Raw genomic sequence first — 14639 nt, 5'->3', positions numbered from 1 at the left:
GGACGACGGATGACGAAGGTTCAACCCGACTGGCTGGCGCTCGCGACGCGTTTCGCGCAACTGCCCGACGCGCAGCGCGCGGTGTTCATCGACAAGCTCGGCGCGGCCGGCATCGATTTTCGCGTGCTGCCGATCCCGCCGCGTACGCCGCGCAGCGACCGCGTGCCGGCGTCGTTCGCACAGACGCGGCTGTGGCTGCATGCGCGGCTGATCGATGCACCCGACGCGTACCACATCACCGAGCGCCTGGCCCTGACGGGCCCGCTCGACGCGCACGCGTTGCGGCTTGCATGCGACGCGCTGATCGCGCGCCACGAGGCGCTGCGCACGACCTTCGACGAAGCGCCGGACGGCGTCGCGCAAACGATCCACGCGCCGATGCGCTGCCCGTGGCGCGAAACCGGTCTCGAAGCGCTGCCGGACGCGCAGCGCACGGCGCGCGCGCAAGCCGTCGCGACGGCCGAGGAAGCCGAACCGTTCGATCTCGGCGTGGCGCCGCTCGTGCGTGCCCACCTGGTGCGCTTCGACGCGACGCATCACTGGCTCGCGCTGACCGTGCACCACATCGTGTCGGACGGCTGGTCGTCGGGCGTGATGCTCGAGGAACTCGCGGCGTTCTATCGCACGTATGCGTCCGACCGGCCGGTGCCGCTCGCGCCGCTGCCGATCCAGTACGCCGACTACGCGCTGTGGCAGCGCCGCTGGCTCGACGCCGGCGAGCGCGAACGCCAGCTCGCGTTCTGGCGCGAACGGCTCGATCCGCAGCGCGGCGTGCTGACGCTGCCGGGCGCGGCCGCACGACCCGCGCGCCGCAGTGCGCGCGGCGCCCGCCACGTGTTTTCGCTCGACGCGCGCATCGGTGCGCAACTGCGCGCATTCGCGGCCGCGTCGGGCGCCACGCCGTTCGCGGTGCTGCTCGCCGCGCTCGATGCGCTGCTCGCGCGCGCGACGGGCGATGCGCGGATCTGCGTCGGCGTGCCGGCCGCGAACCGCGAACGCGCGGAAGTCGCCGGCCTGATCGGCTTCTTCGTCAACACGCTGGCGATCGACGTCGACGTGCCCGCGCACGGCGATTTCTCGTCGCTGGTCGCGCGCACGCAGCGTGCGCTCGTCGACGCGCAGATGCATCAGGACGTGCCGTTCGAGCAGGTGGTCGACGCGCTCGGCGTGCCGCGCAGCGCGAGCCACCATCCGCTGTTCCAGGTGATGGCCGCGTACGGCGAGCGTCGCGCGTTGCCGGCGCTCGGCGCGGCGTCGGCCGCGTTGCTGCCGTCCGGTACGCCCTCCGCGAAATTCGACCTGACGCTGTCGGTCGAAGCGACGCCGGACGGCACCTTCGACGCCGCGTTCATCTACGCGCTCGACCTGTTCGATGCGGATGCGATCGAACGGCTGGCCGCGCGCTTCGTCACGCTGCTCGCCGATGCGCTCGCGCGCCCCGACATGCCGGTCGGCGATCTCGACTGGCTGCCCGCCGCCGAGCGCGCGCAGCTCCTTGCATGGAACGCGCCGGCCGGCGCGACCGATGCCGAGCCGTTCGTGCCCGTGCATGCACGCATCGCCGCGCATGCGCAGGCACGGCCCGACGCGCGCGGCGTCGCCGATATCGATCGTGCGTTCACGCGCGGCGAAGTCGATGCGCGCGCGGCCCGCCTGGCGCGCCATCTGGTGGCGGCCGGCGTACGGCCGGAAATGCGGGTCGGCGTCGCGCTGCAGCGCTCGGTCGACCTGCTCGTCGCGCTGATCGCGGTATTGAAGTCGGGCGCCGCGTTCGTGCCGCTCGATCCGGCTCATCCGCGCGAACGGCTCGCGCAGATCGTCGGCGACGCGAACATCGCGCACGTGCTGACCGACGGCGCGAGCGCCGCGTCGCTGCCCGAGCTGCCGGCGCTGCGCGTGTGGCGCGCCGATGAAGTCGCTGCACTCGACGAAGCGGCGCACGTCGTGCTGCCGGACGTGCTGCCGGGGCACGCGGCTTATGCGATCTATACGTCGGGCTCGACCGGCAAGCCGAAGGGCGTGATCGTCGACCATGCATCGTTCGCGCTGCATTGCGCGGCGATCGCCGAACGCTACGGCGCGGGCGAGCAGGACGTGTTCCTGCTGTTCCAGTCGGTCAACTTCGACGGCGCGCATGAAGGCTGGTTCTCGCAATACATGTCGGGCGCCGCCGTGTCGGTGACGGCCGACGTGCTGTGGCCGCCCGCGCAGACCTGCGCGATGATGGTCCGCGACGGCGTGACGATGACCTACGTGCCGCCCGGCTGCGCCGCGCAGCTCGCCGAATGGGCGCTCGCGCACGGCGCGCCGCCGACACTGCGGTCGCTGACCGTCGGCGGCGAAGCGACGTCGCGCGAGGCATTCGCGATGCTGCGCCGCGCGCTGCCGAACGTGCGCGTGGTCAACGGCTACGGGCCGACCGAGACGGTCATCACGCCGACGCTGTGGATGTTCCGGCCCGGCGACGATCTCGCGAAGCTCGGCGACGCCGCGTACCTGCCGATCGGTACGCTGGTCGGCGCACGCACCGCGCACGTGCTCGACGAGCGGCTGCATCCGCTGCCGGTCGGCGTGATCGGCGAACTGTATCTGGGCGGCGAGGGGATCGGCGTCGCGCGCGGCTATCTCGACCGCCCGGCGCTGACGGCCGAGCGTTTCGTGCCCGATCCGTACGGCGCGCCGGGTGCGCGGCTGTACCGCACGGGCGACCTCGTGCGGCGCCGCGCGGACGGCGTGTTCGACTTCATCGGCCGCGTCGACCACCAGGTGAAGCTGCGCGGGCTGCGCATCGAACTCGGCGAGATCGAGGCACAGCTTGCCGCGCACGACGCGGTGCGTGAAGCATGCGCGGTCGTGCACGGGCAGGGCGCACTCGCGCAGCTCGTCGCGTACGTCGAGCTGACCGCCGACGCACGGGCGGCCGCGCAGCCGGTTGAAGCCGCGACGCTCGACGCACACCTGCGCCGCACGCTGCCCGATTACATGGTGCCCGCGCAGCTGATCGTGCTGGACGCGCTGCCGCGCAACGCGAACAGCAAGGTCGACCGCGCACGGCTGCCGGCGCCCGTGCGCGTCGAACGCGCGTACGAAGCGCCGCAGGACGGCGACGAAGCCGCGCTCGCGGCGATCTGGTGCGACGTGCTCAATCTCGAGCGTGTGGGCCGGGGCGATCACTTCTTCGATCTCGGCGGCCATTCGCTCGCCGCCGTGCGCGTCGCGACGCGCGTGGCCGAACGGCTCGGCCGCGACGTGCCGGTGCGCGCGCTGTTCGAAGCGCCGGTGCTCGCGCAGTACGCGCGTCAGGTGGCCGATGCCCCGCGCGCCGCGCATGCCGGTGCCGCGGCGCCGGGTGTTGCGGTGGCGAAACCGGACGCCCACGGCGTATGGCCGCTGTCGCCGGCGCAGCTCGGCCTGTGGTTCCTGTGGCGCGCGCAGCCGGACAGCGCCGCGTACAACATTCCGGTCGCGCTGCGGGTGCGCGGCCCGCTCGACGTCGATGCGCTGCGTGCGGCCTTCTCGGACGTCGTGGCCGTGCATCCGGCGCTGCGCGCGCGGCTCGTGGCGCGTGACGGCGCGCTGCCGGGCCAGCGGATCGACGCAGGCGTTTCCGTCGAACTGCCGGTGATCGACCTGTCGGCGCAAGCCGATGTGCTTGCCCGCGCGGCGGCACTGACCGACGAGGATGCGCTCGCGCCGTTCGACCTCGCGGCCGATGCGCCGCTGTGGCGCGCGCGGGTGCTGCGGCTCGGCGCGGACGATCACGTGCTGTCGCTGACGATTCATCACATCGTGTCGGATGGCGAATCGATCGAGCTGTGGCTCGATGCGGTTCGCGCGCGCTATGTCGCCCGCATGCAGGGCGGTGCTGTGGCAGCCGGAGAGATCGCCCAGCCGGTCGCCCGGCCGCTCGTGCTGCCCGCGCCGTGCCATCCGGCCCGCGTCGCTTACTGGCGCGATGCGCTGACGGACCTGCCGGTGCGCCTGCTGCCGCAGCGCGCCAACGCGCCGGCCGTGCCGCAATGGCGCGCGGCGCGCATCGCGTTCGAATTCGACGGCGCGCTGATCCGCGCCGCACGCGATACGGCGTCGGCCGCGCACGCGACGCTGCCGATGCTGCTGCACGCGGCGCTCAACACCGCCTTGTTCCGCGCGACGGGTGCGGCCGACCAGCCGGTCGGCGTGCTCGCGTCGACGCGCGAGCTGACGGGCGACGCGGCCCGCGAGGCGCTCGGCCTCTTCATCAATTCGGTCGTCGTGCGTACGCGGATCGACCCGGCCGCGCGTCGCGCGGACGTGCTGGCACAGGTGCGCGACACGGCGCTCGCGGCCTATGCGCACGCCGACGTGCCGTTCGCGGACGTCGTCGCGGCGCTGCGCGCGCCGCGTGCCGCGCAGGCCAATCCGCTGTTCCAGGTGATGTTCAACTACCTGCGCCCGACCGGTGCCGCCGCGCGCGACTGGGCCGGCCTGTCGCTGGCCGGGTTCGACGAGGTACGCCATCGCGTCGTGTTCACGCTGGAGCTGGACGTCGTCGAGCATCCGGACGGGCGCGTGAGCGCCGCGTTCTCGTATGCGGACGAACTGCTCGACCGCAGCTTCGTCGATGCGCTCGTCGACGTTTACCACGACGAAGTCGCGCGCTTCGCCGGCGCGTCGGAAGCCGCGCTCGGCGCGCCCGACACGCATGCCGCTGCGCAAGCATCGCCGCGCGCGCCCGCGGCAGGCGACGCACGCGCCGCAACGTCGTCACGCGCACCGCATGCGGCTGCCGCGCTCGCGGCGCTGTGGTCCGACACGTTCGCGACGGCCGCGCCCGAGCCCGATGCCGACCTGTTCGAAGCGGGCGCGACGTCGTTCGACGTCGTGCGCTTCGTCGACGCGGCCAGCCGGGCCGGTCACGCGCTGACGGTCGCCGACCTGTTCGCGTCGCCGACCTTCGCAGCACTCGGCGCGCGGCTCGAGGCATGCACGGAAACGGGACAGGAGGAACGCCATGCTGGCTGAAGTGCGTCCGGACGGATTCACGATGCTCGATACCTACCGCCTCGCGTTCGCGGACGGCCTGTTCGCCGTGCGCGACGGCGCGGAGATCCGCGTCGCGCAGGGCGACGGCATCGGTGCGCAGCTGTTGCGCGCGCAACTCGGCGACGACGGCGCACTGCGCCTCGTCGCATACAACCATCGCGCGTCGCCGACCGACCAGCGGCGTGCGCTGCTGGCCGCATTGGCCGCGGCGTTTTCCGACAGCGCGCGCCACGCGTCGATCCGGCTCGACCCGGCCGCATGGCCGGCGGTCGCGCTCGATGCGCTGCGCGCGAGCGGCGTGCTCGCCGACGCCGGCCGTTGCATGCGCGAAGGCTGGGCACAGCAGGCCGACCTGTGGCTCGTCGGCCCGCATCTGCCGTGCGCGACGCTGCCGGTGTTCACCGACGGCCGCCGCCACCCGCGCCGGCCGCCGGCGCCGCGCGGCGAAGTGTATGCGCGCGACCTGCCGGCGCTCGGCGTGCGCTTCACGCTGCGCGGCTGGCAGCCGGCCGAGGATGCACAACGCGTCGCGCGCTGGTTCGACGAGCCGCGCGTGCGCGACGGCTGGCCGGGCGCGCAGCCTGGCGTGGACGGCGGGCAAGGTGCGGCGCCGGATGCCGACCCGCACGTCACGCCGCTCGTCGGCTGCTTCGACGGCGAACCGTTCGCGTATTTCGAGGCGTTCTGGCTGAAGGAAGACGCGCTCGCGCCGCACGTCGCGGCGCGCGACTACGACCGCGGGCTGCGGATGCTGGTCGGCGAATCGCGCTGGCGCGGCCCGCATTGCGTGGCGGGCTGGCTGCCGTCCGTCGTTCATTACCTGTTTCTCGACGACCCGCGTACCGAAGCGGTCGGCTGTGCCGTTCCGGCCGGCCACGCGCGGGTTGCCGACCATCTCGCGCGGCATGGCTTCGCGCGGCAGCGCCGTCTCGCGCTGGCCGACGCGCAGCCGCTGTGGATGCGCACGCTGCGCGAGACGTTCTTCTCCGGCCGTCACGTCTGACGGGCCGGATTCACCGACAAGGGAGCTGAGACATGCAGAGAGAAACCGTATTCGACCTGATCGGCGTCGGCTTCGGGCCGTCGAATCTGGCGCTGGCCGTGCGCCTCGCGGAGCGCGGCGGCGCACGTACGCTCGCCCATTGCTTCGTCGAGCGCCAGCCTGAATTCGGCTGGCATCGCGGGATGCTGCTCGACGACTGCCGGATGCAGATCTCGTTTCTGAAGGATCTCGTCACGATGCGCGATCCGAAAAGCCGCTACACGTTCATCAACTACCTGTTCGAACGCGGCCGGCTGAACGAATTCGTCAACCTGAAGAACTTCTACCCGACCCGCGTCGAATTCCACGACTACCTGAGCTGGGTGGCCGACGCGTTTGACGATCGCGTCCATTACAGCGAGACCGTGCTGGGCATCGAGCCCGTGCGCGGCGACGGCGCGCGGATCGACGCGCTGCGCGTGCTGTCGCGCGACGCCGCCGGCCACGAGCGCCAACGCGTCACGCGCGCGCTGTCGGTCGGCGTCGGCGGGACGCCGGCGATCCCGGACGCGTTCGCCGCGCTCGGCCGCGACCGCGTGATCCACTCGTCGTCCTACCTGACCGACATCGACCGGCTCGTCGCATCGCCGGACGGCGAGCGCCGCCGCGTCGCGGTGATCGGCGCGGGGCAGAGCGCGGCCGAGGTGTTCATCGATCTCGCGCGCCGCTTCCCGCATGTCGACGCGAGCCTCGTGATGCGCGCGGGCGCGCTCAAGCCGGCCGACGACAGCCCGTTCGTCAACGAGATCTTCAGCCCCGAATTCACCGATGTCGTCTATGCGCAGCCGCATGACGCGCGCCGCGCGCTGCTCGAGCGCTATCGCGACACGAACTACGCGGTGGTCGACCGGCCGCTGATCGAACAGATCTACGAAATGCTGTACCTGCAGCGCATCGACGGCACGCCGCGTCATGCGCTGCTCGCGAACAGCGCGATCGAGGACGCGGCGCGCACCGCCGACGGCCGCATCGAGCTGACGTTGCGCGACCGGATGAGCGGCGCGACGCGCGTCGAGCGCTTCGACGCGCTCGTGCTCGCGACCGGCTACCGCCGCGACACGCATTCGGCGCTGCTCGAAGGGCTCGCGCCGCACCTGGGCGATGCGCTCGAGCGTGGCGACGTGACGCGCGACTACCTGCTCGCGACGCCCGCGCACTTCGCGCCGCGCATCTACCTGCAAGGCTGCTGCGAAGACAGCCATGGATTGTCCGACACGTTGCTGTCGGTACTGGCATGCCGCGCGGACGAAATCTGCGCGTCGCTCGAAGACGGGATCGCGCCCGCCCATGACGAAGGCGCGGCCAAGGCAAGACAAGAAAACGGGGTGAGCGCGGGCCGGATGGCTTTCGCTCTTTGACAAAGGCGCGGTCGGAGACCGCATGAAAAAAGTGGAGCAGAGAAAGATGGAGTGGGCAACAGGCACGCGTTTGCGTGCGATCGCAGCCGCGGCAAGCGTGGCGTTCGGTGCGGCGGCGGGGCAGGCATATGCCCAGACGGCGCCGGCCGTGAACGCAGGCGCCGCGGCGTCGGCCAGCAGTGCGCAGGGCGGTGCGGCGGCCAGTGCGTCGACCGGTACGCTGCCGACGATCAACGTCAACGCGGCCTCGGAAGGGGACGGCACGGTCGGGCTCGTCGCGAAGCGCAGCCGGACCGGCACGAAGACCGATACACCGATCAACGAGATCCCGCAGACGATCAACGTCGTCACCGCGCAGCAGATCGAGATGACCGGCGCGACCGACGTGAACGCGGCACTGCGCTACGTGCCGGGTTTCTCGTCGTACGGCTCGGACAACCGTTCCGACTGGTACGCGGCACTGCGCGGCTTCACGCCGACCGCCTACGTGAACGGGCTGCAGGTGCCGAACACGATCAACCTCGCGAGCTGGCGCGTCGATCCGTACATGATCGACAGCATCACCGTGCTGCGCGGGCCGACCTCGGTGCTGTACGGCGCGGGCGACCCCGGCGCGATCATCGACGTGCAGACCAAGCTCGCCGACGGCGAGCGCGTGCGCGAGGCCGGCGTGCAGATCGGCAACTACGCGCGCAAGCAGTTCATGATCGACGTGGGCGACAAGCTCGACCCGGACGGCAAGTACGCGTACCGGTTCGTCGGCGTCGCGCGCGACGGCAACGCGCTGACCGGCCCGAACAACGACCAGCGCGTCGCGCTCGCGCCGTCGTTCCGCTGGCGCCCGAACGCGGATACGTCGCTGACGCTGTCCGCGACGTACCTGCAGGACTGGGGCGACATCTCGTCGAACTTCGTCCCGGCGGTGGGCACGGTGCTGCCGAACCCGAGCGGGCAAATCAACAAGGACGTCTACGAAGGCGACCCGAACTTCAACTACTACCGCAAGAAGCAGTGGTCGGTCGGCTACCAGTTCGAGCAGAACCTGACTTCGGCGTGGAAGTTCCGGCAGAACGTCCGCCTGATGCACCTGTCGCTCGACAACGGCTCGGTGTTCGGCAACGGCTTCGTCGAGGGCAGCACGACCGACGTGTCGCGCTGGGCCGGCGTGTTCCAGATGAACTACAGCCGCTTCGACATCGACAACAACGTCGAGGGCCGCTTCGCGACGGGCCCGCTCCAGCACACGCTGCTGCTCGGCTTCCAGTACAACCGCCAGACCGCGACCGACAGCGAATGGCTCGCCGCCGCGTCGCCGCTGAACATCTACAACCCGGTCTACACGCCGGTCACGCTGTCGGTGTTCTCGAATCCGGACACCACGTTCCGTACGAACACGTACACGGCGATGAACACGTTCGGCCTGTACGCGCAGGATCAGATCAAGTGGAACCGCTGGACGCTGACGCTCGGCGGCCGCGAGGACTGGGTCAACATGCGGATGGACGACCGCGCGGGCGGCACGTCGACGAAGGCGGACGTGACGGCGTTCACCGGCCGCGTCGGCCTCACGTACCAGGGCGACTACGGGCTGTCGCCGTACGTCAGCTACGCGACGTCGTTCAACCCGCTGATCGGCGTGAACCTGCTCGGCGGCGGGCTGCCCCAGCCGACGCGCGGCAAGCAGATCGAGGCCGGCCTGCGCTGGCAACCGCCAGGCAAGAACCTGATGCTGAACGCGGCGATCTACCAGATCAACCAGACCAACGTGCTCACGCCGGCGCTGCCGGATCAGGACCCTACCGGCACGAAGTCGGTGCAGACCGGTGAAGTGCGTTCGCGCGGGATCGAGCTGAGCGCGACCGGCAAGGTCACGCGGAACCTGTCGCTGATCGCGTCGTACGTGTACCAGGACGTGAAGAACGTGAAGGCGAACGACGTGTCGCTGAACAACTGGCCGGTCGATATTCCGCGTCCGCGCCAGATGGCGTCGCTGTGGGCCGACTGGACGTGGCACACGGGGCCGCTGTCGGGCCTGGGCCTTGGCGGCGGCGTTCGCTACCAGAGCGCGTCGGCCGGTGCGGCCGACAACTCGCTGACGGTGTCGAGCGTCACGCTGTTCGACGCGGGCGTGCATTACGACACGCGTAACTGGCGCTTCGCCGTGAACGGGACGAACCTGTTCAACCGCCACTACATCAGCGGTTGCCAGTCGATGAACGTCTGCGTGTTCGGCACCGACCGCACGGTGATCGCGACCGCGAAATACAACTGGTGACGATGCGCGCCGCGGCCCGCCGGCCGGCCTTCGTGGCCGGCGCGGGCCGGTCGCGGCGCCTTCGTCCGCTTTTCCACGACGCATCCATGCCGAAGAAAAATCTCGTCTACATCCAGTCGCTGCGCAACGGCGCAGCCGATCGCGCCGGCCAGCCGGTCGCTTATCAGGGCGGCACGCGCTACATGAAGGCGCCGCTCGAATTCCTCGTCGAGCGCCTGAACGACTCGCTGCTCGGCGAGCGCTACACGCTCAAGGGCGTGATCGTCGACGACGACGACGGTTCGCCGGCCGACCGCGCGAAGGTGGCCGACTACGGCTTCGCCCGTACGCCGGGCCGCCCGTGGATCCTGCCGGAAGGGTTGACGGTGCAGGGCCGGCCGGTCGACGAATTGTTCTGCACGATTGCGTCGACATACCGGCGGCTGCCGCGCGACGCACGCGAGCGTGCAGCCGGCAAACAGGCGTTCGAGCGCCGCCTGCTCGAGCGCCTGCTCGAACTCGAAGCCGATGTCGTCGTGCTCGACGGGCTGCTCGTGATCCTCGACGAGCTCGTACGGCCCGGCGCGCGCTTTCACCGGCGCATCGCCAACATCCACCCGGGCATCACCGCCGACGGTTCGCCGTACCAGCGGCGCGGCGCATGGGCGACGCTCGACGCGCTGCACGGCGCGCGCGGCGAACGGGTCGACTGGGCGAGCGGCGCGACGTCGTCCGTCGAGCCCGTGATGATGACGGGCGCGTCGTTCCACTACGTCGACAACGGCATCGATTCCGGCGAGGTGATCTGCGACGTGCTCGACACGCCGATCGCACCGGGCGACACGATTCTCGAACTGCGCTGGAACAACTTCCAGCGCAGCCTGTTTCCGGCGCTCGAGCGGGGGCTGCACGTTCTCGCCGATCGCCACGACGCGGGAGCACTGTGATGCAAGACACGCTGACGAAACCGGCCGGCGCCGCCGACGCCGTCGAAGGTGAAGTGGCCGCGGCGCTCGACGGCGCCGCGCACGGGCCGGCGCTGACGGTCGCCGAGCGCTCGCTCGACGCGTGGCGGCCCGACGATTCGCCGGAGGCACTGCTCGCGGCGTTCGTCGCGCTCTTCAACACCGACACGCGATACGACGCGGCGACGATCACGGTGCCGCTCGGCGGCGCCGATGCGGCGGCTGTTGCGTCGTACGTGGCGCGCGCGGTGCGCGAGGGCGTGATCGACGGCGCGCAGGCCGAGGGCGACACGCTGCGGTTCACCGTATCGCGCACGACCTTCTGGCAGAACCCGCGACCGTGGCTGAAGGCGCCCGCGTCGGGCGGGATGCCGCTGCGCCATGCGATCACGAACGGGCACCGGCACCCGGTGCGGCCGCCGTCGCCGGCCGGCGAGATCTATGCACGCCATATGCCGCAGGTCGGGATGACGTTCAGCCTGCGCACCGTCGACATCGACGCGCATGCGGACCTGTTCAGCGGCTGGATGAACCTCGATCGCGTCGCGCATTTCTGGGACCAGCGCGGCACGCGCGACGAGCATGCGGCGTATCTTGCCGAGCGGCTCGCCGATCCGCACATGCACCCGATGATCGGCTATTTCGACGACACGCCGTTCGGCTATTTCGAGTTCTACTGGGCGAAGGAGGATCGTCTCGCGCCGTTCTACGATGCGCACGACTACGATCGCGGGCTGCACCTGCTGATCGGCGATTCGCGGTTCCAGAGCGCCGGCAAGCTGCATGCATGGTGGAGCGGGGTGCTGCACTACATGTTCGTCGACGAACCGCGCACGCAGCGGCTCGTCGGCGAGCCGCGCGTCGATCACGTGCGGCACATCGCGTACATGCACCGGCTCGGGTTCTACACGCTGAAGGAGTTCGACTTCCCGCACAAGCGCGCGGCGCTCACCGTGATCGAGCGAGACACATTCTTCGACACTTTCCGGTTGCCGTGACGGCGCGGGTGCGCAGCGTCGGTGCGACGTTGCGCGCGGTGCGGTGCCGCACCGGCATCGGCCGTTCGGGATATGGACTGCGTGGCCTGCCTCGTGAAGAATGGATCGCTCTCCTCATCGACGACAGGCCGGCAACATGACAAAAACACCCGTGGCAGCGTGGGGCGCGACGTCCGATTTGCGTCCTCTCAATTTGACATATGCTGGCATATGTCTAGAATGGGCGCATCGTACTCCCATGGAGTGGCTCATGCGCACCGTTTCCATTTTCAAGAACGCCCGTAACCAGGCAATCCGCATCCCGAAGGACATGGAGTTCGAGGGGGTGACGGAACTCGAGATCCGCCGCGAGGGCGACACACTGATGCTGCGGCCGGTGCGGCCCACGTGGCTCTCGTTCGCGAGCGAACCGCTGGCCGACGCCGATTTCCTCGTCGAACGCCCCGCCGTGATCGAGTCCGGCCGCTTCGACCTTTCCGGCGGCACCGCGCCGACGGAGTCCGGCCAGTGACCACGCTCTACATGCTCGATACGAACATCTGTTCGTTCATCATGCGCGAGCGGCCGCCGGTAGTGCTGTCGCGGCTGCAATCGTGCGTCAATGCGCAGCACCGGATCGTCGTGTCGGCCATCACTTATGCCGAAATGCGGTTCGGCGCAGTCGGCAGGAAGGCGTCGCCGAAGCATGCGGAACTCGTGACGGCCTTTGTCTCGCGGCTCGATGGCGTGCTGTCGTGGGATACGGCGGCCGTCGATGCGACGGCCGCGATTCGTGCCGATCTCGCCGCGCGCGGCACGCCGATCGGTGCGAACGATGCGTCGATCGCCGGGCATGCGATCGCCGCCGGTGCGGTGCTCGTCACGAACAACGGCCGGGAATTCGGCCGGGTGGCCGGGTTGTCGCTCGAAGACTGGGCGGCCTGAGCGCGGCAGTGCGAAAGCGGGATGACGTCGCGGCTTCACATCCACGGCGTCGTGTCATGCGTGCGGTGCGGGTGAATCCGCGAGAAAGGCGTCGCGGAATGCGTCGAGATACCGGTTGGCGTCATCGCTGAATTCACCCGGCAACAGCGCGAACGCACGTGCCAGCAGATCCTGGCCGAGCGTGGCATAGGTCGCTTCGTCGGACAACAGCACGCGGATCGCGTCGCGCGTGTGCGGCGAGGCAATCCGTTTCGCGTCTCGCGCGAGCAGCGCGGCGGCGGCAAGGCCGGGCTGGAACGCATGCAGCTCCAGCAGGTCGGGGGCGGCGTCCCAGATGCGCTCGCGATTGCCTGCATCGTGAAAATTCCGCAGCAGGAACAGCAGGTCGTACGCATCGCTGTTCTGGCGTGCCCGCCGGTCCTTCCAGGCGAGCAGCTTCAGCAGCGCGAGCGCCGGCAGGCTGGCCACCGGCACGACGGTGCGCGCGTCGATCGATACCGACTGCGCGGTGTCCACCGCTTCCTGGAAACCGAGCACGTTCAGCACGAATTCGCCGCCCGGCGGCCAAGCGATCTCGCCCGGCGGCGTTTCGAGCGGCCCGAACGGCACGAGATCGAGTTCGGTGCGAAAACCGTGCGTGCCGCTGTCGAACAGCAGTTTCTGCTGTTGTTTCGGTGCTCGCGTGAATTGCCCGGTCGCAACGAGCGTATCGACGAGCTGCGCGTGAAACGGCCAGCTCACCGCGCACACCGCGACGTCGACGTCCCGTGTCGCACGCACCGGCCGGATGCCGTGGACGTGCCACATCAGGATGTCGCGCGCGGTTGCGCCGGCGACGACGAAGGCCGCATCGACGCGCGCGCAGGCACGGCTCACCGCTTGCAAGAGCGCGACGGCCGCCGGGTCGAGCGGCCGGCGCGCGTCGACTTCAAGCGGGCGGATGGGCGAGGTATCGGTCATGGATCCGTTCGGCGGCGGCAAGGTTGCGGCTGTCCCCGGACGAGACGAGATCCGCATAGATCAGGAGCGGCGGTACGAGCGGCATGCGCGGCTCGTGCCAATCGAGCGCGGGCGAGTGCGGCCAGAATGCTTCGACGATTTCGACGTCGCCGTGGTCGTCCGGGCGCAGGCGGGCCTGGAGCAGCAGGCGGTTCGATGCCGCGCCGTGCGTATAGACGGTGATCCCGGCCGGCTTCAGATCGTGCGTCAGCAGGTCGGCCGCCGGTTCGCCGCCGAGCCGCGCATCGAACGACGCGAAATCGAAATCGCGCCACCAGTCGGGCGCGAGGCTGGCATAACGACGGCTCGGCAGTTTCGCGCGCAGGCGGCTCGGGTACAGCGCAACCCATTCGTGCACGAAGCGCGGCCAGTCGGGTATCAGGCGCTCGCCATTGCGGCGCTGCCCGACGAGGCCGCGCGCGATCAGGTCGTCCATCGCGAGGTTGACCGTGCCGAGCGCGACACCCGATGCGGTCGCAATCGCCCGATACGGCTGCGCGACGAGGCCCGGCTGTGTCGCGACCGCGAACATCACGGCCAGCCCCTTCGGCGTCGTCGCGCGCGATGCCTGCCGGCGCGGCGTGCGTGCGGGTTTCGGCCGGCCCGCGATCATCACGGTCGCTTCCGGCTGAATCAGGCATGCGTTGCCCGCGGTGTCGAGAAACGGGATGCCCTGGTCGGTCAGGCCGGCGACCAGTTCGGCCGAAAGATAGGGGGCGATCAGCATCAGCGGCCGCTCGCCGGGTGTCGCGGTCGCGCCGCCGCGGCGGCGCAGTGCCGCGAGTGCGCCCGGCAGCGATTCGACGCGCAGGCTCACGGCGGCCGGCATCTCGAATACGTGCCCGGCAACGTCGAAGCGGATCATCGCGTCGGCTTGCCCGGCATACGCGGCCGGCACGCGCACGGGCCGCGCGCCGAAGCGCCGGGTCGCGCGTTCGAACGCGGCGCAGGCTTCATCGAGCACGTGCTGTTCCGACAGAGGAAGGGGGGCGTTCTCGGGCATCGGCGGCGATTGCTTGTTCACTTCCTCATCAGCGTACACAAAAAATGTACAGGCGTCAAAAAGTGAACAAT

At 70.2% G+C, this 14639-nt stretch carries 10 protein-coding genes; 8 read left to right on the top strand and 2 right to left on the bottom strand.

Features of this window, described 5'->3' with window-relative positions; all coding sequences use genetic code 11:
* Positions 1-9 precede the first annotated feature (9 nt).
* The 8 genes from ABIC51_RS09150 to ABIC51_RS09115 all read left to right on the top strand — a co-directional run bounded on the left by ABIC51_RS09150 (position 10) and on the right by ABIC51_RS09115 (position 12566).
* The gene (locus ABIC51_RS09150; RefSeq protein ID WP_226129087.1) at positions 10-5004 is read left to right on the top strand and encodes a non-ribosomal peptide synthetase; all 4995 of its coding nucleotides are present in this window, start codon (positions 10-12) and stop codon (positions 5002-5004) included.
* Positions 4994-6028 carry a GNAT family N-acetyltransferase gene (locus tag ABIC51_RS09145; RefSeq protein ID WP_027787441.1) on the top strand — a complete coding sequence of 345 codons (1035 nt, stop codon included), beginning with the start codon at positions 4994-4996 and terminating at the stop codon, positions 6026-6028. The genes ABIC51_RS09150 and ABIC51_RS09145 overlap by 11 nt, the downstream gene beginning before the upstream one ends.
* A 32-nt stretch (positions 6029-6060) precedes the next feature.
* Complete coding sequence (locus tag ABIC51_RS09140; protein ID WP_175899821.1) at positions 6061-7425, top strand: lysine N(6)-hydroxylase/L-ornithine N(5)-oxygenase family protein; 1365 nt, start codon at positions 6061-6063, stop codon at positions 7423-7425.
* Between the two features lie 46 nt (positions 7426-7471).
* Positions 7472-9700, top strand: coding sequence for a TonB-dependent siderophore receptor (locus ABIC51_RS09135; RefSeq protein WP_455768392.1), 2229 nt, complete (start codon positions 7472-7474; stop codon positions 9698-9700).
* 86 nt (positions 9701-9786) lie between these two features.
* Positions 9787-10626 (top strand): formyltransferase family protein, encoded by an 840-nt coding sequence (locus tag ABIC51_RS09130; RefSeq protein WP_027787438.1) that lies wholly within the window; start codon positions 9787-9789, stop codon positions 10624-10626.
* Positions 10626-11642: a GNAT family N-acetyltransferase gene (locus ABIC51_RS09125; RefSeq protein ID WP_059700204.1), complete on the top strand. Its 1017-nt coding sequence runs from the start codon at positions 10626-10628 to the stop codon at positions 11640-11642. The genes ABIC51_RS09130 and ABIC51_RS09125 overlap by 1 nt, the downstream gene beginning before the upstream one ends.
* Before the next feature lie 250 nt (positions 11643-11892).
* Positions 11893-12153 (top strand): type II toxin-antitoxin system VapB family antitoxin, encoded by a 261-nt coding sequence (gene vapB / locus ABIC51_RS09120; RefSeq protein ID WP_146254036.1) that lies wholly within the window; start codon positions 11893-11895, stop codon positions 12151-12153.
* Positions 12150-12566, top strand: a complete 417-nt coding sequence (locus tag ABIC51_RS09115) for a PIN domain-containing protein (protein ID WP_027787436.1) — start codon at positions 12150-12152, stop codon at positions 12564-12566. The genes vapB and ABIC51_RS09115 overlap by 4 nt, the downstream gene beginning before the upstream one ends.
* Positions 12567-12620: 54 nt before the next feature.
* On the opposite strand, the gene ABIC51_RS09110 is transcribed toward ABIC51_RS09115, so the two are convergent.
* Positions 12621-13526: a nucleotidyl transferase AbiEii/AbiGii toxin family protein gene (locus tag ABIC51_RS09110; RefSeq protein WP_146254035.1), complete on the bottom strand. Its 906-nt coding sequence runs from the start codon at positions 13524-13526 to the stop codon at positions 12621-12623.
* Positions 13495-14568 (bottom strand): type IV toxin-antitoxin system AbiEi family antitoxin, encoded by a 1074-nt coding sequence (locus ABIC51_RS09105; RefSeq protein ID WP_175900138.1) that lies wholly within the window; start codon positions 14566-14568, stop codon positions 13495-13497. The genes ABIC51_RS09110 and ABIC51_RS09105 overlap by 32 nt, the downstream gene beginning before the upstream one ends.
* Between the last annotated feature and the right edge of the window lie 71 nt (positions 14569-14639).

The sequence above is a fragment of the Burkholderia sp. 572 genome (genome assembly GCF_040545135.1).
Lineage (GTDB): Bacteria > Pseudomonadota > Gammaproteobacteria > Burkholderiales > Burkholderiaceae > Burkholderia > Burkholderia cepacia.
The sequence above is the reverse complement of the archived record's forward strand: the minus strand, read 5'-3'. Positions and strand labels throughout refer to the sequence as shown.